This window comes from Bordetella genomosp. 6 (assembly GCF_002119705.1).
GTDB lineage: Bacteria > Pseudomonadota > Gammaproteobacteria > Burkholderiales > Burkholderiaceae_B > Bordetella > Bordetella bronchiseptica_F.
This window is the reverse complement of the sequence record NZ_CP021107.1, coordinates 3,540,035-3,564,330: the sequence shown is the minus strand read 5'-3', so window position 1 is coordinate 3,564,330 and position 24,296 is coordinate 3,540,035. Positions and strand designations below refer to the sequence as shown.

The 24,296-nt window shown below is 67.2% G+C and carries 25 protein-coding genes; 14 read left to right on the top strand and 11 right to left on the bottom strand.

The genetic code is table 11. The features are described 5' to 3' along the window. Positions 1–6 precede the first annotated feature (6 nt). From CAL11_RS16720 to CAL11_RS16655, 14 genes are all read left to right on the top strand, one after another. The gene (locus CAL11_RS16720; RefSeq protein WP_086093569.1) at positions 7–1,521 is read left to right on the top strand and encodes a flavin-containing monooxygenase; all 1,515 of its coding nucleotides are present in this window, start codon (positions 7–9) and stop codon (positions 1,519–1,521) included. Further along, positions 1,518–2,426, top strand: coding sequence for a 3-hydroxyacyl-CoA dehydrogenase family protein (locus CAL11_RS16715; RefSeq protein WP_086093568.1), 909 nt, complete (start codon positions 1,518–1,520; stop codon positions 2,424–2,426). Before CAL11_RS16720 ends, CAL11_RS16715 begins: the two co-directional genes overlap by 4 nt. Positions 2,427–2,490: 64 nt before the next feature. Continuing rightward, the gene (locus tag CAL11_RS16710) at positions 2,491–3,528 is read left to right on the top strand and encodes a Bug family tripartite tricarboxylate transporter substrate binding protein (RefSeq protein ID WP_244172820.1); all 1,038 of its coding nucleotides are present in this window, start codon (positions 2,491–2,493) and stop codon (positions 3,526–3,528) included. Between the two features lie 36 nt (positions 3,529–3,564). Continuing rightward, complete coding sequence (locus CAL11_RS16705; RefSeq protein WP_086093567.1) at positions 3,565–4,293, top strand: SDR family oxidoreductase; 729 nt, start codon at positions 3,565–3,567, stop codon at positions 4,291–4,293. A 298-nt stretch (positions 4,294–4,591) separates the two neighbouring features. Next, positions 4,592–5,359, top strand: coding sequence for an enoyl-CoA hydratase/isomerase family protein (locus tag CAL11_RS16700; protein ID WP_086093566.1), 768 nt, complete (start codon positions 4,592–4,594; stop codon positions 5,357–5,359). A gap of 37 nt (positions 5,360–5,396) precedes the next feature. After that, positions 5,397–6,599 (top strand): CaiB/BaiF CoA transferase family protein, encoded by a 1,203-nt coding sequence (locus CAL11_RS16695; RefSeq protein ID WP_086093565.1) that lies wholly within the window; start codon positions 5,397–5,399, stop codon positions 6,597–6,599. 86 nt (positions 6,600–6,685) lie between these two features. Next, the gene (locus CAL11_RS16690) at positions 6,686–7,924 is read left to right on the top strand and encodes an ABC transporter substrate-binding protein (protein ID WP_086093564.1); all 1,239 of its coding nucleotides are present in this window, start codon (positions 6,686–6,688) and stop codon (positions 7,922–7,924) included. Positions 7,925–7,960: 36 nt separating this feature from the next. After that, complete coding sequence (locus tag CAL11_RS16685) at positions 7,961–8,836, top strand: branched-chain amino acid ABC transporter permease (protein ID WP_033459981.1); 876 nt, start codon at positions 7,961–7,963, stop codon at positions 8,834–8,836. Next, positions 8,837–9,736 (top strand): branched-chain amino acid ABC transporter permease, encoded by a 900-nt coding sequence (locus tag CAL11_RS16680; RefSeq protein ID WP_080699616.1) that lies wholly within the window; start codon positions 8,837–8,839, stop codon positions 9,734–9,736. Between the two features lie 2 nt (positions 9,737–9,738). Further along, positions 9,739–10,500 carry an ABC transporter ATP-binding protein gene (locus tag CAL11_RS16675; RefSeq protein ID WP_080699615.1) on the top strand — a complete coding sequence of 254 codons (762 nt, stop codon included), beginning with the start codon at positions 9,739–9,741 and terminating at the stop codon, positions 10,498–10,500. Beyond that, positions 10,497–11,222 (top strand): ABC transporter ATP-binding protein, encoded by a 726-nt coding sequence (locus CAL11_RS16670; RefSeq protein WP_033459978.1) that lies wholly within the window; start codon positions 10,497–10,499, stop codon positions 11,220–11,222. The genes CAL11_RS16675 and CAL11_RS16670 overlap by 4 nt, the downstream gene beginning before the upstream one ends. Continuing rightward, complete coding sequence (locus CAL11_RS16665; RefSeq protein ID WP_086093563.1) at positions 11,219–12,601, top strand: amidase; 1,383 nt, start codon at positions 11,219–11,221, stop codon at positions 12,599–12,601. Before CAL11_RS16670 ends, CAL11_RS16665 begins: the two co-directional genes overlap by 4 nt. Before the next feature lie 79 nt (positions 12,602–12,680). Further along, positions 12,681–14,075 carry an NAD(P)/FAD-dependent oxidoreductase gene (locus tag CAL11_RS16660; protein WP_033459974.1) on the top strand — a complete coding sequence of 465 codons (1,395 nt, stop codon included), beginning with the start codon at positions 12,681–12,683 and terminating at the stop codon, positions 14,073–14,075. Between the two features lie 113 nt (positions 14,076–14,188). Next, positions 14,189–14,851 carry a GntR family transcriptional regulator gene (locus CAL11_RS16655; RefSeq protein ID WP_230590178.1) on the top strand — a complete coding sequence of 221 codons (663 nt, stop codon included), beginning with the start codon at positions 14,189–14,191 and terminating at the stop codon, positions 14,849–14,851. Positions 14,852–14,869: 18 nt separating this feature from the next. Here the strand turns inward: CAL11_RS16655 and CAL11_RS16650 are convergent, their stop codons facing one another. From CAL11_RS16650 to CAL11_RS16600, 11 genes are all read right to left on the bottom strand, one after another. Continuing rightward, positions 14,870–15,178, bottom strand: a complete 309-nt coding sequence (locus CAL11_RS16650; RefSeq protein ID WP_086093562.1) for a Dabb family protein — start codon at positions 15,176–15,178, stop codon at positions 14,870–14,872. A gap of 19 nt (positions 15,179–15,197) precedes the next feature. Beyond that, a complete protein-coding gene (locus CAL11_RS16645) occupies positions 15,198–15,977 on the bottom strand; it encodes an SDR family NAD(P)-dependent oxidoreductase (protein ID WP_086093561.1) in 780 nt (259 codons plus the stop codon). 32 nt (positions 15,978–16,009) lie between these two features. Beyond that, the gene (locus tag CAL11_RS16640) at positions 16,010–16,792 is read right to left on the bottom strand and encodes an SDR family oxidoreductase (protein ID WP_086093560.1); all 783 of its coding nucleotides are present in this window, start codon (positions 16,790–16,792) and stop codon (positions 16,010–16,012) included. 34 nt (positions 16,793–16,826) lie between these two features. Next, positions 16,827–18,107: a TRAP transporter large permease gene (locus CAL11_RS16635; RefSeq protein WP_086093559.1), complete on the bottom strand. Its 1,281-nt coding sequence runs from the start codon at positions 18,105–18,107 to the stop codon at positions 16,827–16,829. After that, positions 18,107–18,619 carry a TRAP transporter small permease gene (locus tag CAL11_RS16630; RefSeq protein ID WP_086093558.1) on the bottom strand — a complete coding sequence of 171 codons (513 nt, stop codon included), beginning with the start codon at positions 18,617–18,619 and terminating at the stop codon, positions 18,107–18,109. Before CAL11_RS16630 ends, CAL11_RS16635 begins: the two co-directional genes overlap by 1 nt. Before the next feature lie 78 nt (positions 18,620–18,697). Next, the gene (locus CAL11_RS16625) at positions 18,698–19,759 is read right to left on the bottom strand and encodes a TRAP transporter substrate-binding protein (RefSeq protein ID WP_086093557.1); all 1,062 of its coding nucleotides are present in this window, start codon (positions 19,757–19,759) and stop codon (positions 18,698–18,700) included. Beyond that, complete coding sequence (locus tag CAL11_RS16620; protein WP_086093556.1) at positions 19,756–20,151, bottom strand: cupin domain-containing protein; 396 nt, start codon at positions 20,149–20,151, stop codon at positions 19,756–19,758. Before CAL11_RS16620 ends, CAL11_RS16625 begins: the two co-directional genes overlap by 4 nt. Positions 20,152–20,191: 40 nt before the next feature. Continuing rightward, positions 20,192–21,106 (bottom strand): fumarylacetoacetate hydrolase family protein, encoded by a 915-nt coding sequence (locus CAL11_RS16615; protein WP_086093555.1) that lies wholly within the window; start codon positions 21,104–21,106, stop codon positions 20,192–20,194. Between the two features lie 46 nt (positions 21,107–21,152). Then, positions 21,153–21,824: a GntR family transcriptional regulator gene (locus tag CAL11_RS16610; RefSeq protein ID WP_086093554.1), complete on the bottom strand. Its 672-nt coding sequence runs from the start codon at positions 21,822–21,824 to the stop codon at positions 21,153–21,155. A gap of 191 nt (positions 21,825–22,015) precedes the next feature. Next, complete coding sequence (locus CAL11_RS16605) at positions 22,016–22,507, bottom strand: Lrp/AsnC family transcriptional regulator (protein ID WP_015064256.1); 492 nt, start codon at positions 22,505–22,507, stop codon at positions 22,016–22,018. Between the two features lie 234 nt (positions 22,508–22,741). After that, on the bottom strand, positions 22,742–23,944 hold the full coding sequence (locus tag CAL11_RS16600) for a diaminopropionate ammonia-lyase (protein ID WP_086093553.1): 1,203 nt from the start codon (positions 23,942–23,944) through the stop codon (positions 22,742–22,744). Positions 23,945–24,296 lie beyond the last annotated feature (352 nt).

The following is a 24,296-nucleotide window of genomic DNA, read 5'->3' as shown; positions in this document are numbered from 1 at the left end:
ACAGCCATGAAAGAACACCACACCGCGCAAGGCGGCACGCGCACCGAAACCGAGGTGCTGCTCATCGGCACCGGCTTTTCCGGGCTGGGCATGGCCGTCGCGCTCAAGCGCGAGGGGCGGCGCGACTTCATCGTGCTGGAGCGCGCCGACGATGTCGGCGGCACCTGGCGCGACAACCATTATCCCGGGGCGGCCTGCGACATACAGTCCCATCTTTATTCCTACTCTTTCCGTCCCAATCCGCGCTGGAGCCGCGTCTACGCGCCGCAACCGGAGATCCTCCAGTACCTGCGCGACACCGCGCGCGACGAGGGCATCCTGGAGCACGTGCGCTTCGGCGCCAATGTCGTGCGCGCCGCCTGGGACGCCGCGCAGGCGGCCTGGCTGGTCGATACCACGGCCGGACGCTTCAAGGCGCAGGTGCTGATCTCGGCGGCCGGCCACCTGTCCGACCCGTCGTTCCCCGACATCGCGGGGCTGGCCTCCTTCAAGGGCGCGGTCTTTCACTCGGCCAACTGGGATCACTCGTATGACCTGGCCGGCAAGCGCATCGGCGTCATCGGCACGGGTGCCTCGGCGATCCAGATCGTGCCGGAGCTGGCGCGCGACGCCGGGCGACTGACCGTGTTCCAGCGCTCGGCGCCTTACGTGATCCCGCGGCGCGACCATGTCTACAGCGAGGCCGAGAAAGGGCTGTTCGCGCGCTTTCCCGAAGCGGCCCAGGAGCTGCGAGACGAGCTTTTCTGGGGCAATGAAAGCCGCTTTCCGCAGCGGCGTCAGGTGCCGGCCTTCATCGAGCAGATCACAGCCACGGCCTTGAGCCACCTGCGCAAGCAGGTGCCGGACGAGGCGCTGCGCGCGAAGCTGACCCCCCATTACGCCATCGGCTGCAAGCGCGTCCTAATTTCCAATGACTACTACCCGACCTTGCAGCAGCCGAACGTGGCCCTGGAGACCGCCGGCATCGCCCGCATCGACGAGCAGGGCGTGGTCCTGAAAAACGGCGGGCGCGTGGACCTGGACCTGCTGGTGGCGGCCACCGGCTTCGAGGCGGCGGAGCTGCCGATCGCCGAACGCATCCATGGCCGGCAGGGCCGGCGGCTCTCGGATCAGTGGCGCACCGGCGGGCAGGCCTTCGCCTGCACCGCGGTGGCGGGGTTTCCCAATTTCTTCCTCATGCTGGGGCCCAACACCGGCCTGGGCGCGGGATCGATGATCTTCATGGTCGAGACCCAGATCAATTACATCCAGGGCGCGGTGACGTTCATCTTCGAGCACGACGCCATCGTCGACCCGGACCCGGACGCGCAGCGCGACTATGTCGAGAGCATCTACCGGCGCAGCGCGGGCACCGTCTGGCTGGACGGCGGCTGCAGCAGCTGGTACCTGCACCCGCAAAGCGGCAGGCTGACCACGCTGTGGCCGGATTTCATGACCCAGTTCCGCAGGGAAAACGGCACGTTCTCACGGCAGGGCTACCAAGTGGCCGAGCGCACGCCGCAAACCGCGGAGCAGGCATGAGCGGCGCCGGCGAAACACGCATCGCCGTCGTCGGCGCCGGCCTGATGGGGCATGGCATCGCCCAGGCCTTCATGGTCGCGGGTTTTCCGGTTTCCATCTGGGATCCGGACGAGGCCGCCCGGGGATCGGCCACGCAACGCATCGCCGCGCACCTGGCGCTGCTGGGCATGGAGCAGCCGGTCACGGTCCAGGTATGCGGCACCCTGGCCGCGTGCGTGGCGGGCAGCCAGTTCGTGATCGAGGCCGTGCCGGAGAAGCTGGACCTCAAGCGCGAGCTGCTGGCCGCTCTGGACGAACTCAACCCCGACGCCATCGTCGCCACCAACACGTCGGTGCTGCGGATTACCGAGATCGCCGCGGGCAGCGCCCGTCCCGAGCGCGTGGTGGGCACGCATTGGTGGAATCCGCCGTATCTGATTCCCGTGGTGGAAGTGGTGCGCGGCGAGCGAACCAGCGAGGACGTGGCCCGGCGTGTTTCGGCATGGCTGGCGCAGGCCGGCAAGACGCCGGTCGATGTCTATCGCGATGTGCCGGGCTTCGTGGGCAATCGCATGCAGTTCGCCCTGCTGCGCGAGGCGGCCTGGCTGGTCGAGGAGGGCGTCTGTTCCGCCGAGACGGCGGATCTGGTGGCCAGGATGACCTTCGGCCGGCGCTGGGCCTGCGTGGGCCCCTTGCGCAACGCGGACTTCATCGGCCTGGACCTGACCTGCGACATCCTGGATTACCTCGCGCCCAGTCTGTCCGATTGCAGGCAGGCGCCGCGGCTTCTGCGCGACAAGGTGGCCGCCCGGCAACTGGGGGCCAAGTCGGGGCAGGGCGTATTCCAGTGGGAGGAGGGCGAACGCGATGAAACCGAGGCGCGCTTGCTCAGGCACCTGATCGCCGCCGCGGACAAGCCCGGGTAGGCAGGCGCCCGGCCGGCGCCGGGCGCCATCCGCCATTGATCCAAAGACCATCGAGGAGACGATCGTGCGCAATTCCCATCACGCAGTGGCCGGTACGCCGGCGCATCGCCGCGGCAGCCTGCCGCATCCCCTGCGGCGCCTTCTGCTGGCGCTGGCCGGCCTGGCGCTGGCGCTTGCCGGAGCGGGCGAGTCCGCGTCGGCGCAAGACTTTCCGGACAAGCCGATCCGGTTCATCGTTCCTTTCTCGGCGGGCGGGTCGACCGATATCACCGCACGAACCATCGGCGACGAAATGGGCAAGTACCTGCGGCAGAGCATCGTGGTGGAGAACCGCACCGGCGCGGCGGGCTCGGTCGGCGCCGCGATCGCCGCGAAGGCGCCGGCCGACGGCTATACCGTGCTGGTGGGCGGGGTGGGGCCGATGATGGTCGTGCCCGAGCTCGACCCGGCGCTTCCCTACAGCCCCAGGAAAGACTTCGATCCGATCGGGCAGGTCACCAACAACGATTATGGATGGGTGGTCAGCGCCGACAGTCCGCTCGAGAGCGCGGCGGATTTCATCGACGCCGCGCGGGCGCGTCCGGGACAGCTGTCGTACATGACGACGGGCATCGGCGGGCCATTGCATGTGAGCATGGAGTCGCTGGCCAGGAAGCAGGGCCTGCAGCTCAACCATATTCCCTACCAGGGAGAAAGCCAGGCCGTGGGCGACCTGCTCGCGGGACGGCTCGATGTGGCGGTGATGTCCATGACCGCGGCGGTTCCGCTGATGAAGGCGGGCAAGGTCCGGGTGTTGACGCTGCTGTCGGCCGGGCGCGCCTCGATGGCGCCCGAGGTGCCCACTATTGCGCAAGCCGGCTATCCCGGCAACGAGGTTCCGATCTGGCTGGGCCTGTTCGTTCCCAAGGGGACGCCGGAGCCGGTGGCCGAGAAGCTGTACCAGGGCATGAGCCATGCCTTGCGGCAAGAGGCGGTCCGCACGCGGATGCGCGACTTGGGCGCCGAGCCGGTGGGGAGCACGCGCGCGCAGTTCCAGGCATTCCTGGATTCCGAGACGGCACGCTGGAAGGCGCGGATCGCCGACACCGGCATTCGCCGCTGACAACGCGTGGCCAACGGATTTTCCTGGAGCGGATCGATGCAACGCCAACTTACGGCCCTCGTGACCGGGGGCAGCAACGGTATCGGACGGGCGACGGCAAACCGCCTTGCCGCGGACGGGTACCGGATCGTCACCGTCGATCGCGCCGCGCCGGCGAGCCTGGCGGACCGCGAAACCTTCATCCAGGCCGACCTGCTCGATCCGGCCGCCCGCGAAGGCGTCCTGGCGCGGCTCGCGGGCGAGTTCGAGGTGGACGTCCTGGTCAACAATGTCGCGATCGTCAGGCTGGCGAGCGTCGAGGCCGTATCGCCGGCCGACCTGCAGGTGAGCCTGGATCTCAACGTCGGCGTCGCGCTGCGCTTTGCGCAGACCGTGATCCCGGGCATGAAACGCAGGGGCTATGGCCGCATCGTCAACATCGCCAGCCGCGCGGCGCTGGGCAAGGAACTGCGGACCGCGTATGGCGCCACCAAGGCCGCGGTGATCGGCATGACGCGCACGTGGGCGCTGGAGCTTGCCGCGAGCGGGGTGACCGTGAACGGCATCGGTCCGGGTCCGATCGCGACCGAGATGTTCAGGCAGGCCAACCCTCCCGAGTCGGAACAGACCCAGGCCATTCTGCGCGCCATTCCGGCGGGCCGCCTGGGCGAGCCCGAGGAAGTGGCGCATGCCGTGGCGTTCTTCGCCGACCGGCGCGCGGGGTTCACGACGGGGCAGATCCTCTACGTCTGCGGCGGGATGACGGTCGGGCTGGCCCCCGCCTGATTGTGCCGGGCGCCGCCGGATTGCCGGCGCCCGGGAAAACCTCGCTGGATCAACGGGATGCCGCAAACCGCGCGGCATCGGACAGGGCATCGTGGCCGTTCGGCGGCTGCCGGGCCGTGGCTGGCCCGTCCTCCTGACATACCCTAATACCCATTCCTGCTTCGATAAATAATCATATGGATTGAGTTGCAAATGATCTTGCATGTATGATTGCATTCAATCGTGCATATGAAATATCATTCAATCTACAAAGACTAGTGCCAGCCACGGGCATGGTCGCGAAGAAGGGGGAGCAGAAATGGCTATCAGAGTCAGCCAGCCAGACAACGGGGTCGTCACCTTGCTGATGGACCGTCCGGCCAAGCATAACGCCTTTACCTGGGAAATGTACGAGGCATTCGGGGCGGCCTGCGATGCCCTGCAGGCCGACGACTCGGTGCGTTGCGTGATCGTGCGCGGGGCGGGCGGGGCGTTCTGCGCGGGCAGCGATATCGGCGGGTTCGACGAGAATCGCAGCGGCGTCGAGCAGGCCCGGGCCTACGCGGAATTCACCCTGGCCATGTTCGACAAGTTCAAGCACCTGCGCCACCCGACCATCGCCTGCATCGAAGGCGTCTGCGTCGGCGGCGGACTGGAGATCGCCGCGCTGTGCGACATCCGGATCGCCCGGGCCGATGCGCGCTTCGGCATCCCCGTCAACCGGATCGGTTTGACGCTGGACCACCAGGAGCTGGCGGACCTGGTGGCGGTCGTGGGGCACGGGGTGGCGCTCGAGATCCTGCTCGAAGGGCGCGTGTTCGGCGCCCAGGAAGCGCTGGCCAAGGGCCTGCTGTCGCGGGTGGTCGACGATGCCTGGAGCGACGCCGAGGAGACCGCGCGGCGCATCGCGCGGCTGGCTCCGCTGTCGAACCGGTGGCACAAGAAATTCATCCGCCAGTTGCAGTCGGGGCAGCCCCTGACGCAGGCCCAGCGCGACGAGGCCTATGCGTGTTTCGAGACGCAGGACTACCAGATAGGTTCCAGGGCGTTCCTGGAAAAACAACGCCCGCAATTCATCGGTCGCTGAACGATCGCCTCGACGACTCTTTTGTTGGAAGCATGCAATGACGAGTGACGCTGCAACTCCCCTGGCCGGCCTGAAAGTGCTCGATCTTTCCCAGATCATGGCCGGCCCCTATTGCACCATGGTGCTGGCCGACCTGGGCGCGGACGTGATCAAGATCGAGAAGCCCTCGGGCGGCGACGATTCGCGCCAGATGGGACCCTATGTGAAGGGCGAATCCACCTGCTTCGCGCAGATAAACCGCAACAAGCGCGGCATTGTCCTGGATTTGAAGGACCCGGAGGCCAGGGACGCGGTCTACGAGCTGGCCAAGTGGGCCGACGTGGTCGTCGAAAACTACCGGGTGGGGGTGACCGCCCGGCTGGGGGTCGACTACGACACGCTCAGCAAGATCAACCCGCGGCTGGTGTATTGCTCGATCTCCGGTTTCGGCCAGACCGGCCCCTACGCGCGCCATGGCGGTTTCGACCTGGTGGCCCAGGGGCTGAGCGGCATCATGAGCATGACCGGCGAGCCCAAGGGGCGCCCCCTGAAATCGGGGATCGCCGTCTACGACGTGGGCGCGGGCATCACGGCGGCCTACGCCATCCTGGCCGCCTACGTGAACCAGCTCAAGACCGGCAAGGGGCAGCACATCGACATCGGCCTGGCCGAGTGCGGCCTGCCGTGGTTCGTGTGGGAGGCGGCCGCGTACTTCGCCGAAGGCACGGTCCCCCAGGCGACCGGCAGCCGCCATCGCGTCGATGCCCCGTACCAGGCCATCAAGACCGGCGACGGGTACATGGTGCTGGGCTGCGCCAACCAGCGTACGTGGGAGAAGCTGTGCAAGGAAGTGCTGTTTCGCCCCGAGCTGACCGAAGATCCGCGCTTTCTGACCAATATGGATCGGCTCGAGAACATCGACCTGCTCGAGCCCTTGCTGGAAGCGTCCTTCGCCTCGGCGGGAACGCAGGAGTGGATCCGGCGCTGCAACGAGGCCGGCGTCCCGTGCGGGCCCATCAACAACTTCAAGCAGGCGGTGGAAGACCCGCACTACCGCGCGCGCGAGATGGTCGCCAGCCTTGACCATCCGGTGATCGGCCGGATGAACGTCATCGGGATACCGACGAAGTTCTCGCGCACGCCCGGCAGCCTGCGCAAGGCCGCGCCGCTGTTCGGCCAGGATACGGACGAGGTGCTGCGGGGTATCGGCCTGTCCGATGAAACGATCGAGCAACTCAAGGCCCGGGGAGCCGCAGCCTGATCCCCTGTTTTCCGCATGACTCTGTTGGCCACGCGAGCCCGTAAAGGGACTTGGACATTCTTAAAACAAACCTGACAGGAAGAGACATGACTACATCAATCAATGCTTCGCGCCGGCATTTCTCGCAGGCCATGATGGCCCTGGCCGCCATGGGCGCGGCAGGGCCGGTGTTCTCGCAGGGGCGCCCTGCGCCGTTCAAGGTGGGGGCCCTGAACTCGATCACGGGCGCGGGCGGCACCTACGGGCCGGGCATGCTGGAAGCGATCAAGATCGGCATTGCCGAAGTGAACGCCGCCGGCGGCGCCGCCGGGCGCGAGCTCAAGCTGTACGCCGAAGACGACCAGACGCGTCCCGACGCCGCCGTGCTGGCCGCCCGGAAACTGGTGGATATCCAGCACGTCGACGCCATGATCGGCATCTGGTCCTCGGCGGTGCAGCTGGCCACGCTGCCGATCACCAACGCCGCAGGCATCCTGTCGTTCAACACCTGCGGCGCGCCGGAGATCCGCACCGAAGACAAGCGCGACCTGGTATTCCAGTTCTATGCATCGAACGCCATCATCGGCGCCGCGTTCGCCGCCATCGGCCAGCGCCAGGGGTACAAGCGGGCCGCGGTGCTGGGCTACAACAACGCGACCATGTCGGCGCAGGCCAACCACTTCAAGGCGGCCTGGGAGAAAAAGGGCAACCAGATCGTCAGCTCGGCGATCTACGAACCCAACCAGGCCAGCTACCGCACCGAGGTCGAGAAGGCCGTCGCGGCCAAGCCCGACGTCATCGTCCTCAGCTCGTATACGCCGGACGCGACCATCCTGCTCAAGGAGTGGTACCAGACCGGCTACGAATGCAAGTTCATCATGCCCGGCTATTCGGCCACGCCGGCGCTGATCAAGGCCCTGGGGCCGGACGTGATGCGCAACATCGTGTCGACCGCGAACGTGCCGGCCAGCGACAACCAGGCCTACAAGACCTTTGTCGAGAAATTCCAGGCCGCGACCAAGAGCCCGCCGGAAATGTTCGCGGCCGCCGCCTACGACATGGTCATCACGCTGGCGCTGGCGATCGAGGCGGCCGGACCGGATGCCAAGCCCGCCGACCTGTCCGCGCTGGTCCGCGAGGTGTCCAATCCGCCGGGACAGAAGGTCAGCTCGTTCGTCCAGGGCCGCGACCTGCTGCGGCAGAAGGCGAAGATCGACTTCGACGGCGCGTCGTCCTCGCTCGATTTCGACGCCAACGGCGACACCGTTCCGGACTTCGGTATCTATGAATTCGATGGCAAGGCATTCGCCCTGAAGGACGTGGTACCCGGCGCATCGCTGCTGTAGTCGCCCGGCGACGCTTTCTTCAAGGATGAATACTGTATGGATACAGTGCTGTTCGCCAATGCCGTCATCAATGGCGTCATCGTCGGGTTGCTGCTGGCGTTACCGGCCTTGGCCATCACGCTGGTATTCGGCATAGCCCGGTTTCCCAACGCCGCCGCCGGCGACTACATGACCTTCGGCGCCTACGCGACCGTGGCCGCGCAGGCGTTCATGGGCGCGTCGCTGGTCGGCAGCGCCATCGTGGCGACGCTGGCCACCGGGCTGCTTTCCCTGTTCTTCTATTTCTGGGTCTTCCGGAAACTGGCGCAACGCTCGCTGGTGGCGCGCCTGATCGCCTCGATCGGCATCGCCTTCGCCGTGCGGGCCGCCATCACCTTCTTCGCCGGGCACGGGCAATACACCATCCAGGCGCCGCTGCAGCGGGCCTGGAACTTCGGCGGGATACGCATCCTGCCGCTGGATGCGTACATCCTCCTGGCCGCGCTGCTTGCCCTGGCCTTCATGTTCGGCCTGCTGTACCTGTCGCCGACCGGCCGGCGGATGCGGGCCGTATCGGACAACCCGCAACTGGCGGCCGTCGGCGGCATCGGCGTGCGCAAGGTGATGGTGATCCTCTGGGGCATCGTCGGGGTGTTCTCGGGGCTGGGCGGCGTATTGCTGGGCATCAAGGCGACGGTGCTGCCGGAGCTGGGCTGGGAGCTGCTGCTGCCCATGTTCGCCGCGGTGATCCTGGGCGGGGTCGGCAGCCCGGTGGGCGCCGTGCTGGGGATGATCGTGTTCGGCATCGCCCAGGAGGTCGCGACGCTCTATATCGGGTCCGCCTACAAGATCGTGATCGCTTTCCTGGTGTTGCTGGTCGTCCTGCTCTTCAGGCCCCAGGGCATCATGGGCCGCGTCCAGGCAGTGAGGTAAATGATGGAAGCCTATCTGATCGCTATTTTCATCACGGTGCTGATCTACATGCTGCTGGCGGGCGGGCTCGCCCTGCAGTACGGATTTACCGGCCTGATCAACTTCGGCCACGTCGGCTTCTACGCCATCGGCGCCTACACCTCGGCCTTGCTGTCGCTGCAGGGGGTGCCGCTGGCGGCCTGCTTCCTGGCGGCGACGCTGGTAAGCGGCTTGAGCGCCTATCCGCTGGGCGTGATCGCGCTGAGGTTGCGCGGCGACTACCTGGCCATCGTCACGCTGGGGTTCTCCGAGTCGGTGCGCATGATCCTGCAAAAGGAAGAGTGGCTGACGCGCGGCGTGCACGGCATACCGGGCATCCCGCGCCTGTTCGGCCAGTATGCGTCGGGCGCGACGGTGGATGTGCTGATCCTGGCCACCCTGCTGCTGACCAACATCCTGGTGTTCCTGGGCATACGCAAGATCATCGCCAGTCCGTTCGGCCGCACCATCAAGGCCATTCGCGACAACGAGGTGGCCGTCATGGCCCTGGGCAAGAACCCGGCCTGGTTCAAGACGCGTTCCCTGATGATCGGCGCGGCGCTCGCCGGCCTGGCGGGCGCCTTCACGGCGCACTACCTGACCTTCATCGCGCCCGAGCAGTTCGTGCCCTTGATCACGTTCTACGTCTGGATCGCGATCATCGTCGGCGGGGTGGGCAGCCTCAAGGGCGTGGTGGCGGGCACCGTCATCCTGATGGTGTTCCTGGAGGGTTCGCGCTTCGTCCGCGAGTTCCTGTTCTTCGACATTTCCGAAGTCCAGATGGCCAGCCTGCGCTTCTTCATCATCGGCGTGGGTTTGATCCTTTGCATCCTGTACCGGCCCAACGGCATCTTCGGCAGCGCGTCGGCGGAGGGAAAATGAACATGGCACAGCTTTCCGTCCAGAACATCCGCGCGGGGTTTGCCGGCCTGCTCGCGCTCGACGACGTCTCGATCTCCGTGGAGAAAGGCGAGCGGGTGGGGTTGATCGGCACCAACGGCGCAGGCAAGAGCACCCTGTTCTCCGTCATCGGCGGCTACGTGCCCGCGCAAGGCGGCAGGGTGCATTTCGACGGCCAGGACATTTCGCAGTTCGGCGTCCAGCGCCGGGTCAATCTCGGGCTGGCACGCACCTTCCAGGTGCCGCGCGAATTCGGCCAGCTGAGCGTGCTGGAAAACATGATGGCCGCCGCGCCGGACCAAAGCGGCGAACACCTCGGGACGCTGTTCCTGTCCCCGGGTCGCGTGCGGCGGCAGGAGGCCGAGATCCGCGAGCGGGCGCAGGACCTGCTGGAGTTCCTCAACCTCGCCAAGGTGGCCAATGTGCTCGCCGGCAAGTTGTCCGGCGGGCAGAAGAAACTGCTGGAGCTGGGGCGGCTGCTCATGATGAAGCCGGGCTTCATCATGCTCGACGAGCCGTTCGCCGGCGTCAATCCCGTGCTGGTCGACGAGCTTTCGCGGCGCATCGTCGAACTCAACGAGCAGGGCATCACGGTGCTGATCATCGAGCACAACCTGCAGGCGCTGTCGGAGCTCGTGCCGCGCATGTACATCATGGACCGGGGCAAGGTCTTGTGCGAAGGCACGCCGGAACATGTCCTGGCGGACGAGCGCGTCCGCGAAGCCTATATGGGCGGCACCGTATGAAGAAGATACTTGAATTGGAGAATGTGTCGGCCGGTTACGGCGACACGCCGATCGTCCAGGGCATCGACATGTTCGTGTCGGAGAAGGAGATCGTCACCATCGCCGGCACCAACGGGGCGGGCAAGTCCACGCTGATCAAGGCGGTCATGGGCCTGCTGCCCAGGGTGACCGGCGGCATCGTGCTCAACGGCAGGAGCCTGAAGGAGCTGCCGGTCGAGCGGCGGATCTTCCAGGGCATCGGCTACGTGCCGCAAGTCAGCAACGTCTTCGGCACCCTGACCGTCATGGAGAACCTGCAGGTGGTCGAGGCCGTCGACGACCGCAAGGCCATGATCGACCGGATGCTGACGCTCTTTCCGGTGCTGGCCGAGCGGCGCCGTACCCTGGCCGAGAACCTGTCGGGCGGCGAGCGCCAGCAGCTGGCCTTCGCCCGGGCGCTGATGTCCAAGCCCAGCCTGGTGCTGCTGGACGAGCCGTCGGCGGCCCTGTCGCCGGCGCTGACCGAGCAGGTTTTCCGGGAGGTCAAGCGCCTGCCCGAACTGGGCGTCGCCGTGCTGATGGTCGAGCAGCGTGCGCGCCAGGCGCTGGAATTCAGCGACCGGGGCTACATCCTCGACTCCGGCCGCATCGTGCTTGCCGATACGGCCCAGGCCCTGTTGCAGAACCAGGAAATGGCGGACCTGTACATAGGCCGGTCCGCCGCTTCCAGCCAAGACTCGTGAACGAGGCTTTTTCTACCCAAGGAGTGGTTTCGATGTCTGAAGAACGTACTGTGTCCCAACCGGCCGAGCGCCGGCCCGCCCCCTCCCGCATCGCCGCGCTGACGGTCGAGCAGGGGCTGCGCGAAATGGAGGCGGGCAAACTGAGCAGCGAGCAATGGACCCAGGCATGCCTGGAGCGCATCGCATCGCGCAATCCCGTCGTCAAGGCCTGGGTCTATGTCAACGCGGACAAGGCGCTCGAACGCGCCCGCCTGGTGGACCGCGAAGGGCGGCGCCAGCGCCTGGACGGCGTGCCGCTGGGGCTGAAGGACATCATCGATACCGCCGACATGCCGACCGAGCTGGGCGATCCGGAGATCTTCCCCTGCCGCCGTCCTGCCGAAGACGCGGCCGTCACGCGCCTGATGCGCGAGCTGGGCGTGGTGCTGCTGGGCAAGAACACGGTGTCCCGGCACTCCATCATGCTGCCCGGCCCGGCCCGCAATCCGCACGACCCGTCGCGCACGCCGGGCGCCTCCTCGGCCGGCTCCGCGGCGGCCGTGGCGGACTTCCAGACGCCCATTTCGCTGGGCACCCAGACCGGCGGCTCGATCGTGCGGCCGTCGACGTTCTGCGGGGCGGTCGGCTTCAAGCCGACCATCGATACGCTGCCCTATGCCGGGTTGCGGCGCTACTCCCGTCCGCTCGATACGCTGGGCGCGATCGCGCGTTCGGTGGCCGACCTGTCGATCCTGTTCGGCGAGGCGCTGGGCGACCCCCGCTTCGATAGCGAACTGGCGGTGAAGCGGGATTTCACCGTGGGCGTGTGGCGCCCGCTGGGCTGGGACGACGCGGAGCCCTGCGTGCGCGAGGCGTTCGACGACGCCGTCGCGCGCCTGCAGCAGGCCGGCGTGCGGGTCAAGGTGCTGGACATGCCGAAGATTTTCACGCAGATCGCCGACGACCACGACATCATCATGGCCTACGACCTGGCCCGCTCGTTCAAGGAGATCCGGCGCGACCACCACGACAAGTGCGACCCGGCGCTGCTCGAGTACCTGGACAAGGGCGACCGCGATACTGCGCAGGACTACGCCCGCACGCTGGACCTGGCCGACGCCTGCCGGCGCGCCTTCCTGGACGTCGCTCGCGACGTCGACGTGCTGGCCACGCCCGCCACCCTGGGCGAAGCGCCGGATATCAGCGATACGGGCAGCAACATCTTCATCCGCATCTGGACGCTGCTGCACAACCCGTCGCTGACGCTGCCGATCGCGCGCGGCCCGCGCGGCCTGCCGGTCGGCCTGCAGCTGGTGGGGTTCCAGAAAGAGGATGCGCGCTTCCTGTACTGGGCCCGCTGCGTCGAGAGCATCCTGGGAACACGGGTGCACGACGTCTGACCGGCCTGTCGCATCACGCGCCCGGCCGCCCGCCGCCGATGCGGCGGGTGGCCGCCCCCTTCTCCAGTTGGATTTTCCTATGAGTAGTCTCTGGCTAGACCAGGCAAGAGGCAGCGAGCCTGCCTGCCCCGCCCTGCAGGGGGCGGCGCGGGCCGACGTCTGTATCGTGGGCGGCGGGTACACCGGCCTGTGGACGGCCCTGCAGCTGCACGCGCAATCGCCCGCCCTGGACATCGTCCTGCTGGAGGCGCAGGAGTGCGGCGCCGGCGCCAGCGGACGCAACGGCGGCTTCATGCTGAGCTGGGCGGCGAAGTTCGAGACCTTGCTCAAGGTCTGCGGCACGGACGAGGCCTTGCGCCTGCTGGGCGAGTCGGAACGCATCGCCGCCGACGTGGCCGGCTACCTGGAGCGCCATGGCGTCGACGCCCAACTGCGCCAGGACGGCTGGCTGTGGACGGCCAGCAATACCGCGCAGGTGGATTCGTGGATGCCCTGCATCGAACTGCTGGCCCGCCATGGGCAGCAGGCATTCGTCGCGTTATCGGCCGACGAGGTGCGGCGGCTGTCGGGTTCCGCCGCGCACCTGGCCGGCGTGCTGTCGCGGTCCTCGGCGACGGTGCACCCCGGCATGTATGTGCGCGGCCTGCGCAGCATCGCGCTGGCCAAGGGCATCCGCATCTACGAGCATTCGCCCATGCGGTCGCTGCGCGCGCGCCCGGCGCTGAAGGTGGCCACCGCGCGCGGCGAAGTGCGCGCGGCCAAGGTCGTGCTGGCCATGAACGCCTGGAGCACCCGCTTTCGCGAGCTGAACCAGGGGATCGTGGTGGTGGGCAGCGATCTGGTCGCCACGGCGCCGCATCCCGAGGCGCTTGCGGAAGTCGGCCTGACCAGCGGCGTGGCGATCTCCGATTCGCGCCTGTTCACCAATTACTATCGCAACACCCGCGCCGGCGAGATGGTGTTCGGCCGAGGCGGCGGGGACTTCGCCTTCAACGGCGCGGTAGGGCGGCTGTACGAGGGGCCGTCCCGGTACGCCCGCGAGGTGGCGGCGATCCTGCACCGGTTCTATCCGGCCCTGGCCCCGCTGGGAATCGCGCGCAGCTGGTCCGGGCCCATCGACCGCAGCATGGACGGCCTGCCGTGCTTCGGCCATCTGGGCGGGCATCCGGATATCGTCTACGGATACGGCTATTCGGGCAATGGCGTGGGCCCGACCTATCTGGGCGGTAAATTCCTGGCGTCGATGGCGCTCGAAAACGATGACGCATGGCGTCATTCGGCCCTGGCGCGCGGGCTGCGCGGACGCTTTCCGCCGGAGCCGTTCCGCTATGTGGGGTCGCGCGTGGTGAAGGCGGCGCTGGTGCGCAAGGAAGCGGCCGAGGACCAGGGGCGGGCGCCGGCGCGCCTGGACACCATGCTGGCCGGGCTGGCGCCTGGCGGCCTGGTGCCGGTGGCCGGGAAGGAGAACGGGTAGCAGCCTGGCTGGATTGTGTTTTTCTTGATATACAAGATTGCATAAATTATTGGCTATAATCTGTGGCGAATTTTCAGGCAACAATACATAGCCGTCCTCTTTCCCCGGAATTTATGACCCAAGCCAGACGCCCGGCCAGCACGATCCAGGCCGTACTTACCAACCTGCGAGAGAAAATTTCCCTGCAATCGATTCTTCCCGGCGCCCGGCTCACGGAAGAAGAACTGGTCGACAACTACAGCATCCCGCGGGCGATGGCGCGGGAGGTACTGGCGGTCCTGGAAGACCGTGGCATCGTCCGGCGCATCCCGAACAAAGGGGCCGTGGTCGCGCACGTGGACATGCAGTGGGTGTATCACTATTACGATGCGCGCGAGGCGCTCGACGGCATGATGGTGCGGCTTGCCGCGCGCCAGACCCGTCCCGAGGACTGGGCGGACCTGGTCGAGCAGTTCGGCGAGCCCTTCCAGAAGGCGCTGGAGACGGGCGACGTGGATCGGCTCATTTCCCTGATCGAGACGTTCCGCAATCGCCTGCAGACGGCGGCCAACAATCCGGTCCTGTCCGACCTGGCGGAGCGCATCCATGAGCGCATCCGGGTGGTGCGGCAGCGGGTCGCGCTGCTGCCCGGGCGCGCCGAAACCATGGTGGCCGACTACCGGGCGGTGCTGGCGGCGCTGGCGCGCTCGGACGCCGAAGAGGCCGAACAGCTCATGGGCGTCCTGAACCGCAACAATCGCGCGGCGATCCAGAAATACGAGCGCTACGTCGTCTAGCGCGCGGGCGGCCGCGTTTCAGCCGATGGCCGGCACTTCGCCGTCGTACACCACCACCCGCTTGATGCGGGGGCCCATGAACGCCTTCATGGCCACGTGCGCGGGGCAAACCTGGTAGGCATCGTGGGCGGCCGAATCGACGAAGGCCGAACTGGTCGCGTGCGTATAGCCCTGCGAGCGGGCCGCCACGTTCTCGCCGAAGTGATAGAGCAGCAGGCCGTCGCACTCGCGCTTCATGCGGGCCACGTATTCGTCGACGGTCCGGAAGAACCCGGCGTCGATTCGATCGTCGAATTCCATCATCACCACATGCAGGAACATCTCCACTCCTTGTCGTCAGCTTGAATCACATGTGCGCCAGCAGCCCGCCGTCGATGGCCAGGACATGGCCATTGACGAACCGGCCTGCCTGCGACGCCAGGTAGACGACCGCCGGGGCGATGTCGTCGGGGTCGGCCCAGCGGCCCAGCGGCACCTGGCTTTTCAGGAAGTCATTGAATTGTTCGCGCTCCTGCAGCGCGGTGGTGAAGCCCGTGCGCACGAAGCCCGGCGCCAGGGCGTTGCAGGTGACGCCCTGACCGCCATACTCGACCGCCAGCGCCCGGGTGAACGCCGCCAGGGCGCCCTTGGCGGCGGAATAGGCGGCGATGCCGGGCATGCATGCCAGGGCCGCCACCGACGAGGTGATGATGATGCGCCCGCCGCCCCGGCCGATCATGCCGGGCAGCACCGCGCGCGCGCAATGGAAGGCGCCGTTGACGTGCACGTCGAAGATCGATTGCCAGACGGCCGGATCCTGCTCGACGACGGGGGCGCGGTTCTGGTTGCCGGCGTTGCTGACCAGGACGTCGGGCGACCAGCGCGCGGCGTCCAGCGCGGCCACGGCATCGGACACGGCCGCGGCGCTGGATACGTCGAACACCGCGGCGCGGGCGTCGATGCCCTGGGCGCGCAAGCCTTCCACGGCTTCATTGCAGGCGGCGTCCCGGACATCGTTGACGATGACGCGCGCGCCCGCCTGGCCTGCGGTGGCGGCCATGCACAGGCCCAGGCCCGATGCGCCGCCGGTGACCAGCACGGTGCGGCCTTGCAGGCCGAAAGTCGAAGTCAGGAATTGATGAGCCACATGATTCTCCTACGCCTCCTTCGGGGCGATGCTCAGCGCAGCGTCTGGACGCCCGCGCAAATATTCATGCACTGTCCGGTGATGCTGCGGCCGGTCCCGGAGGCCAGGAACAGCGCCGTGCGGGCGATGTCGGCCATGGGCACGGTGCGGCGCAGCGACACATGCTGCAGCACCTCGGCGCGCATGGCGGGTTCAGGGATGCCGCGCAGCCGGGCCTTGGCCGCCACCACCTGGTCGACCCGTTCGCTTTCCACGATGCCGGGCAGGATGGCGTTGACGGTGATGTCGTCCTCGCCCAATTCGATGGCCAGGCTTTGCGTCAGGCCGACCACGGCCCACTTGGACGCGGCGTAGGGCGTGCGCATGGGATAGCCCAGCCGTCCCGCCACCGAACTGAGGTTGATGATGGCCGCCCTGGGCGATTGCCGCAGCGGCGCGAGGGCGCGCCGCACGCACAGGAACTGCCCCCGTACGTTGACGGCCATGGTGCGGTCCCAGTCCTCGACGCCGAGGTCGCCGATGGCCGAGGTCGGCCCGGCGATCCCGGCGTTGTTGACCAGGACGTCCAGCCCGCCCAGTTCGGCCAGCGCATGCGCGAACCAGGCGTCGACTTCGCTCTCCGACGCGACGTCGGCACGATGGACGCCCAGGCCGGGCAGGGCGGCGCTGGCCGTCGCCAGCGCCTCGTCCGACACATCGCAGACCTGCACGCGCGCGCCCCGTTCATGGAAGGCGCGGGCGATGGCCAGGCCGATGCCGGCGGCGCCGGCGGAAATCATGACGCGGCAGCCGGTGAAATCGTCTTGATGGTCCATCGTGATGTCTCTCTTCTATGGCGAGGGCGGCGCCTCAATGCATGATCCAGCGATACGGCGCCAGCACCAGCTGCGGGAACAGGATCAGCAGCAGCAGGGTCGCGCATTGCGCCAGCAGGAAAGGCCAGACGCCCTTGACGAGCTCGACCATGCGGGTGCCCGTCACGCCGGCCACGACGTTGAGCACCGCGCCCACCGGCGGCGTGATCAGCCCGATGGCGCAGGCCAGCATGAAGACCACGCCGAAGTAGACCGGGTCGATGCCGGCGGCCGTCACCGAAGGCAGCAGCACGGGAATCAGGATCAGGACGATGGGAATCATGTCCATGGCCATGCCGATCACGATCACCAGGCCGATGATGACCAGCATCAGCAGGGTCGGCGTGTCGCTGAAGGGGCTGATGATGTCGGAGACCTGCGCCGGCAGCCCGGCAATGGTGATCATCCATCCCGAGACGAGCGCGCCGGCCACCAGGAACATCACCATGGCGGTCATCTTGGCGGAGGTAAGGAAGACCTCGTAGAGCCGGCGCAGGGGCAGTTCGCGGTAGATGCAGGTGGCCACGAAGATGGCGTACACCGCGGCCACCACGCCCGCTTCGGTGGGCGTGAAGATGCCGAAACGCAGGCCCACGATGATGATGACGGGCAGCATCAGGGCCCAGAAACTCCTCACCAGCGACTGCCTGACCTCCGCGCGTTCCACCCGCGGCAGGGGCTGGATCTTTTCCTTGCGCGACAGCAGCCACCAGGCCACGCACAGCGACATGCCCATCAGTATCCCGGGCACGATGCCGGCCATGAACAGGCCGGTAATGCTGATGTTGCCGGTGACGCCGATCAGCACCAGGCCGATGGAAGGGGGGATGACCAGCGCGATGATGCCGGACGAGGCCACCAGCCCGCTGGAGCGTGCGCGGCTATGCCCGGCTTTCATCATCATGGGCACCAGCAGGGCCGACAGGGCCGCCGCGTCGGCGGCCGCCGAGCCCGACAGGCTGGCCAGGATGCAGGCGGCCAGGATGGTGACGTAGCCCAGCCCGCCCTTGATGTGGCCCACCAGTTTCAGGGCCAGGTCGACGATCCGCGCCGACAGCCCGCCCGCGTTCATGACCGCGCCGGCAAGCATGAAGAACGGCACCGCCATCAGCGGAAAGCTGTCGGCGCCGTTGAGCAGGTTCTGCGCCACGATCTGGGCGTCGTAGAAGTCCAGCTGGTACATCAGCGCCACGCCCGTGAGGATCAGCGCGTACGCGACCGGCAAGCCGATGGCCAGGCCGGCGAGCAGCACGAAGACAAAGAGTGCCAGCGTCATTATTCGGCTCCCGACTCGGTGGGGGAAATGAGTTTGTCCAGCTCGGCCGCGGGAACGGTGAACAGCTGGTAGAGCTGGTACAGCAGGATCAGCCCGGTCGAGGCCGCGAAGACCACGCCCACGCCGAAGAACCAGGCCTGGGACAGGCCGCTGGCCGGCGCGCTGGCGCCCACGTTCAGGGTCGTCTGCTCGATGCTGCCCAGCAGGATCAGCCAGGTCGCGTAGATCATCAGCAGGTTGGCCACGATCAGGCATACCCTGCGCGCAAGCGGCCCGAGCACCTGCAGCACCACGTCCACGCCCAGGTGCGAGCGCTCATGCAGCACCAGGATGGCGCCCAGGAAGGTCAGCCAGACAAAGCTCCAGCGCGACAATTCCTCGGAAACGGGAATGCCTGAATTGAAGATGAAACGCAGCACCACATTGCTGAACACCATAACCACCATGGCTGCCAGGCAAATGACGATGACGGCTTTGAGCAGGGTGAAATAGGCGTGCACGATTCTTGACATCGTCGACGTCCTTGAAGAGAGCGGGCGGCCGTGGCGACCGCCTCCTTACATGAACCGGCGCTTTGCGCCGGCTTGTTGTCATTTACGAGCCTGGTTGATCGTCGCCAGGGTGCGATCGACCAGATCCGCGCCCAGCTCGGCCTTGTACTTGTCGGTCACGGCGGCGGTGGCCTGGGCCATGCGCGCCTTCTCCGCGGGCTCGATCTGGTTCATGGTCATGCCCGCGGCGGTCAGCTCGCCGACGACCTTCTTTTCCAGGTCGCGGCTGGTCGTGCGGAAGTACGCGACCGACTCATCGCACGATTGCTGGATGATGGCCTGCTCGTCCTTGCTCAGGCGGTCCCAGAAGCGCTTGCTGGCCATGACGACCGCCGGCAGGAACACATGATTGGTTTCCGTCATGTACTTCTGGATTTCCTGATAGCCGCTGCTCTTGGTCACCAGGTACGCGCTTTCCTGCCCATCGATCGCCTTGGTCTCCAGGGCGGTATAGGTTTCGGGGTAGGGCAGCGGCAGCGGGTTGGCGCCCAGGGCCTTGAACGTGTCGATGTAGATGCGGTTCTGCAGCACGCGCAGCTTCAGGCCGGCGAAGTCCTCGACCTTGTTGATGGGGTGCTTGCTGTTGGAGACCTGGCGAAAGCCATAGTCCCAGTAGCACAGGCCCACCAGGTTCTTCGCGGCGAACTTGCCCAGCAGTTCCTTGCCGACCGGGCCGTCGATCACGGCATCGGCCTCTTCGACCGAGTGGAACAGGAAGGGCAGGTCGAAAATGCCCAATTCCTTCACGTTGTTGGCGGCGCCCGCGGTCGAGACCACGGTCAGTTCGATGATGCCGCCCTGGGCCGACGACATGGCCTGGATCTCGTTGCCCAGCTGTGCGTCGGCATAGCCGGTGACCTTGATCTTGCCGCCGGTTTTCTGGCTGACCAGCTCGATGAACTTGTCGGTGGCCAGGCCGACCGGGTTGGTCTTGCTGACCGGGTAGCTGAACTTGACGCGGCGCTCCTGGATATCGGCGGCGGCGGCCTGCATCGCCACGCCGGCCCCGAGGGCAATCGCCAGCCCTGCCGCAATGCGCTTGTAATGGAACTTCATCTGTCTCTCCTGTCTGATTCTGGGAATGGTGTCTTGCCTGCTCACTTGAGCTCTTTGCCCGCCAGCTCGCCTTCCAGAAACTTGTTGGGTTTCAGGAAGAACGACAGCACCAGCGCGCCGTTGGGCGAGCGCGCGATGTGGCGATTGCCCTTCGGGCGCCATACATAGTTGCCTTCCCGGACTTCGCCTTCGTCGTCGACGATGCTGCCGCTGAGCACGTAGGTCTGCTCGATCTCGACGTGTTCGTGCAACGGCAGCGCGGTGCCCGGCGCCCAGCGGAACAAGGCGGTCAGCAAGCCGGTCTCGGGCACGTCGAGCAGGATTTTCATGTCGATGCCGGGGGTGGGCGTGGGCTTCCAGTCCAGCTCGTCCACGTTCACGTAGCGCGAGGCCAGCTCGCCGGTGGCATAGGGTTTCAGTGCGTCAGGGATGCTCATGGGTTTCTCCTCCAGGCGGATGCGCCAGGCGCGTCCGGAATCAAGCGACGATCTCGTTGGTCAATGTGCCGATGTGTTCCACGCTGGCGGACACCACATCGCCCACTTGCAGGCAGCGGGGGGGAGTCAGGGCGAATCCCACGCCCTTGGGCGTTCCGGTGGCGATCACGTCGCCCGGCAGCAGCGTCATGCCGGCCGACAGCTGGGCGATCACGGTGGCCACGTCGAAAATCATGTCCGAGGTGTTGTCCTGCTGGCGCAGTTCGCCATTGACCGACAGCGACACCGCCAGCCGGTTGGCGTCGGGAATCGCCGAGCGGTGCACGACCACCGGGCCCATGGGACAGCTCGTGTCCAGGCTCTTGCCCTTGAACCACTGGCCGTGGCGCGCCTGCAGGTCGCGCGCGGTGATGTCGTTGACGATGGTGTAGCCGAACACATGGTCCAGCGCCTGCTCGCGCGGGATGTCGGCGCCGGCGCGGCCGATCACGATGGCCAGTTCCACTTCGTAGTCGAGGCTGTCGGTCAGGCCGGCATGGCGCTTGACGTGGCCGCCGTGGCCGACGACGGCGGTGGGCGCCTTGGTGAAGAATTCGATCGCCTCGGGAAAGCTGTTGGCGGGCCGGCCGCGCGCCAGGTTTCCTTCGATGATGTGCTCGCGGTAATTGCGGCCCACGCAGAACACATTGCGCGCCATGGCCAGGGGAGGCAGCACGTGCACGGCATCCAGCGTCGGCAAGGCGCCGACGTCCACGCCGTCGAGCAGGCCGGGCTCGCGCAGGCGGGCAAGCGCCTCGTCGCCCAGGGCGATGAGGTCGCCGACGTTGCGCAACGCGCCGGGCAGCCCCAGCTCGGGGCGCGCGGCCAGCAGGGCGGTCAGGTCCAGCACGCGGTTGTCGTCCAGCAACATGCCGAGACGGGATTGCTCCTGTGCGGAGAAGGTCAGAAACTTCATTTCAGGCTCGAATCAGGGTTGAAGGCAAGGCTGGCCGGCGGCGGATTCACGCGCCGCCGCCCGACTGAAGGGCCTTGACGAAGGCGTCGTAAAGCGTGCGCACATGCTGCCGGGCCAGTTTTTCGGCCAGCTCGGCGTCGCGGCGCTCGATGGCGTCGATGATGGCCAGGTGCTCGCGCAGCGAGGTGCCGAAGCGGTGCAGGCGCTTGATGGTCTGGCGCCGGTAGGTGGTCTGGCGATGGCCGAACGCCGCCCAGACACGTTCGAGCAGGCGGTTGTTGGCCAGGGCGATGATCTCTTTGTGGAAGGCGACATTGGCCTGGCCGTAGGGCACCGGCGCGAAAGCGTCCTCGTCCAGGCCGATGAAGGGGGCGAACAGGGCGCGCAGCCGCTCGACGTCGCGCTGCGAGGCATTGAGCGCCGCCTCGCGCGTGGCGAAGCCTTCCAGCTGTTCGCGCAGCTGCAGCCACTCGATGTATTCGGCGTCGGTCACCGGCGTCAGCAAGGCCCCGCGCCCCGGCCGCAGGTGGACCATGCCCGTGCTTTCCAGGCGGATCAAGGCCTCGCGCACCGGCGTGCGGCTGACCCCCAGCTGGTTGGCGAGATCTTCCTCGCGTACCCGCACCGGCTCGGTGATGTCTTTCATCATGTCCCGCAAGAGGGCGCTGACGTCCTCGAACACGGACTGCGCACCCGCTTTCTTTTGTATGCCAGTCATCGTTTTGTATACAGGATTAATTTAAGTACGCAATATAACGATGCTGTGCACGGGATAACCATAGGGGTTTACGCTAGCGCACGCCGGCCGGCGCGCTGCGGCCGGGCGCGGGCCGGCCGTAGCGCGCGACGCGCGCCGGCTCAGTCGAATCAACGGGTTACGCCCGGTCGCGGGCAGCCTGACCGGCAGTCCTAGCCGCCGGGCGAGGCGGGGACGTCGCCCAGCGGCACCTGGAGCGTCGACTTGGCGACGTTCATGGCGACGACGGTCCTGAATTTCTTCACGTTGCCGGCGGTGAAGAACAGCTCCCGGGTCAGGCGCTCGTACTCGGTCATGTCCTTGCAGTTGAGCACCAGCAGGAAGTCGAAGTCGCCCGTCACGTAATAGACCTGCTGGATCTGCGGGCAACGGACGAACCGGTTGGTGACTTCGTCGAGCAGGTCCAGGCGCTCGTTCTCGATCTTGACTTCGACCATCAGCGTGATGGGCCGGCCGACCAGTTCGGGATCGACCAGCGCGACGTTGGCGCGGATGACCTTGTTGGCCTCCAGCGCGGCGATGCGGCGGTTGACGGCCGATGCGGACAGATTCACGGAATCGGCGAGTTCGCGCTGCGAGAGCCGGTTGTTTTCCTGGAGCAGTTCCAGGATTTTTCTATCGTACGCATCGAGGGTGATGGCCATGGTCGTCAACGCCGGAGGGCCGCCTCGGCATGCCGGGCGGCGCGGGTCAGGTGGCGGATGGGCGGCGCGGCGACGCGCCGGCCGGCATCCGGTGCGGACCGCGTGGCGCGGGCGCAATGGCGTGCGCCAGCGGCCGGCGCGGCCCCTGGCGGTAGTTTATTGCGTTGGCGGCGCGTTTTTTGCCCGAATACCTGGCTGTATCCGGGCCGGTGTTGCGTGGCGGCCGGCCTGCTTTCAGGCGCCGGCCAGGACGGCTTCGGGCGTGCGGCCCACGATGCGCTGGTACTGGGCGGGGTCGGTGGCGCCCTCGGTGTTGATGACGAAGACGTGCGCGTCGGCGTCGATGCCGAGGGCGCGGCGCATGCCGTCGTCGCGCGCGGCGGCCAGGAAGGCGGCCAGGCCGACGCCGCCGCTTTCGCCGGCCACGATGGGGGCGTCGCCGGCCGTCGGGGCGGCCAGGGTGCGCATGGCGCGCACGGCGTCATCCTCGTCGACGGTCATGAAGGCGTAGGCCGTGCGCGCCAGGATGCGCCACGCGACCATCGACGGTTCGTAGCATTCGAGCATCGCCATGATGGTGGGCTCCTGTTCGTCCACGCGCACCCGTTCGCCCAGGCGCGCGCTCTCGAACAGGCAGGCCGCGCGTTGCGGATCGACCACGATGAATTTCGGCGCCGCCGCGCCCGCCGCCTCGTAGGCCAGGCTCATGCAGGCGGCGGTGGCCGCGGCGATGCCGCCCACGCCGGCCTGGACGAAGACGTGGGTCGGCGGTTGCGGCATGGCCTGCATCGCTTCGCGCAGCAGGGTGGTGTAGCCCTGCATCACCAGCGACGGAATGTGTTCATAGCCGGGCCAGGAGGTGTCCGAGACGATGGTCCAGCCATTCTGTTGCGCGACCGCGGTGGCCTCGGCCACGGAATCGTCGTAGTTGCCCTCGACCCGGATGATCCGCGCGCCGAACTGCGCGATGGCGTCGACCCTGGCCTGGCTGACGCCGGCATGCACGAAGATGACGGCGCGCGCGCCCACCAGCGCCGCGCCCTGCGCCACCGACTTGCCATGGTTGCCGTCCGTGGCGCAGGCCACGACGATATCCGCCGCGGCGGCGCGCACGGCCTGCGTGTCCAGCTCGTCGAGGCCCGCCGCGCGCCCGAGCGCCTGCGAGGCGTGCTGCAAGGCCAGCCGGATCACGGCATAGGCGCCGCCCAGGGCCTTGAAGCTGCCCAGGCCGAAACGGGTGCTCTCGTCCTTGACCAGGATCGAGGCGACGCGTTGCGCCCGGGCAAGCCCGGGCAGCGCCACCAGGCGCGTCGGCGCGTAGCCGGGCCGCGCCTTGGCGAACCGCTCGGCCTCGTGCGCCGCCGATGCGTCGAAGACCTTCCGGTCAGGCTCGTCCAGCGGTTTGTTGCGATCGGGATGGGCGTTGATAAGGAGCATCGGTTCCTCGAATGTATGTTGCGAATTCCTGGGTGCCGTGCATCGGCACGCTGGAAATTCTAGGCCGGCCCGCCCGCGACAATCGCGCTAGTTCGCGCGCCTGGACGCAAGTTTGTACCGCTATGCACGCGCGCGGCGCGTGGCGCGCGTGGCCGATCTCCCGGGTAAACCCGCAACGTTTACCCGCCATCGGCGCAAAACGGGAAGATATTGCGCCCAGCCTCGCAACAACGCATCAATTGCGCGCATGCCCCTCACTAGAATTTTGCCTGTCCCGCCGTCATGTTCCGCCCGCCATCGGGCCGGTGGACGCACGGCACAGGCCGCGGCGCACGCGCCGCGACGAGATTCG

Bases quoted from the DNA above. Each gene is read 5' to 3' on its own strand.
- CAL11_RS16685 (WP_033459981.1), top strand. From the start codon at position 7,961: ATGGATACAGTGCTGTTCGCCAATGCCGTCATCAATGGCGTCATCGTC.
- CAL11_RS16655 (WP_230590178.1), top strand. From the start codon at position 14,189: ATGACCCAAGCCAGACGCCCGGCCAGCACGATCCAGGCCGTACTTACC.
- CAL11_RS16660 (WP_033459974.1), top strand. From the start codon at position 12,681: ATGAGTAGTCTCTGGCTAGACCAGGCAAGAGGCAGCGAGCCTGCCTGC.
- CAL11_RS16695 (WP_086093565.1), top strand. From the start codon at position 5,397: ATGACGAGTGACGCTGCAACTCCCCTGGCCGGCCTGAAAGTGCTCGAT.
- CAL11_RS16715 (WP_086093568.1), top strand. From the start codon at position 1,518: ATGAGCGGCGCCGGCGAAACACGCATCGCCGTCGTCGGCGCCGGCCTG.
- CAL11_RS16640 (WP_086093560.1), bottom strand. From the start codon at position 16,792: ATGGACCATCAAGACGATTTCACCGGCTGCCGCGTCATGATTTCCGCC.
- CAL11_RS16620 (WP_086093556.1), bottom strand. From the start codon at position 20,151: ATGAGCATCCCTGACGCACTGAAACCCTATGCCACCGGCGAGCTGGCC.
- CAL11_RS16720 (WP_086093569.1), top strand. From the start codon at position 7: ATGAAAGAACACCACACCGCGCAAGGCGGCACGCGCACCGAAACCGAG.
- CAL11_RS16680 (WP_080699616.1), top strand. From the start codon at position 8,837: ATGATGGAAGCCTATCTGATCGCTATTTTCATCACGGTGCTGATCTAC.
- CAL11_RS16705 (WP_086093567.1), top strand. From the start codon at position 3,565: ATGCAACGCCAACTTACGGCCCTCGTGACCGGGGGCAGCAACGGTATC.
- CAL11_RS16700 (WP_086093566.1), top strand. From the start codon at position 4,592: ATGGCTATCAGAGTCAGCCAGCCAGACAACGGGGTCGTCACCTTGCTG.
- CAL11_RS16610 (WP_086093554.1), bottom strand. From the start codon at position 21,824: ATGACTGGCATACAAAAGAAAGCGGGTGCGCAGTCCGTGTTCGAGGAC.
- CAL11_RS16670 (WP_033459978.1), top strand. From the start codon at position 10,497: ATGAAGAAGATACTTGAATTGGAGAATGTGTCGGCCGGTTACGGCGAC.
- CAL11_RS16630 (WP_086093558.1), bottom strand. From the start codon at position 18,619: ATGTCAAGAATCGTGCACGCCTATTTCACCCTGCTCAAAGCCGTCATC.
- CAL11_RS16675 (WP_080699615.1), top strand. From the start codon at position 9,739: ATGGCACAGCTTTCCGTCCAGAACATCCGCGCGGGGTTTGCCGGCCTG.
- CAL11_RS16615 (WP_086093555.1), bottom strand. From the start codon at position 21,106: ATGAAGTTTCTGACCTTCTCCGCACAGGAGCAATCCCGTCTCGGCATG.
- CAL11_RS16600 (WP_086093553.1), bottom strand. From the start codon at position 23,944: ATGCTCCTTATCAACGCCCATCCCGATCGCAACAAACCGCTGGACGAG.
- CAL11_RS16635 (WP_086093559.1), bottom strand. From the start codon at position 18,107: ATGACGCTGGCACTCTTTGTCTTCGTGCTGCTCGCCGGCCTGGCCATC.
- CAL11_RS16690 (WP_086093564.1), top strand. From the start codon at position 6,686: ATGACTACATCAATCAATGCTTCGCGCCGGCATTTCTCGCAGGCCATG.
- CAL11_RS16605 (WP_015064256.1), bottom strand. From the start codon at position 22,507: ATGGCCATCACCCTCGATGCGTACGATAGAAAAATCCTGGAACTGCTC.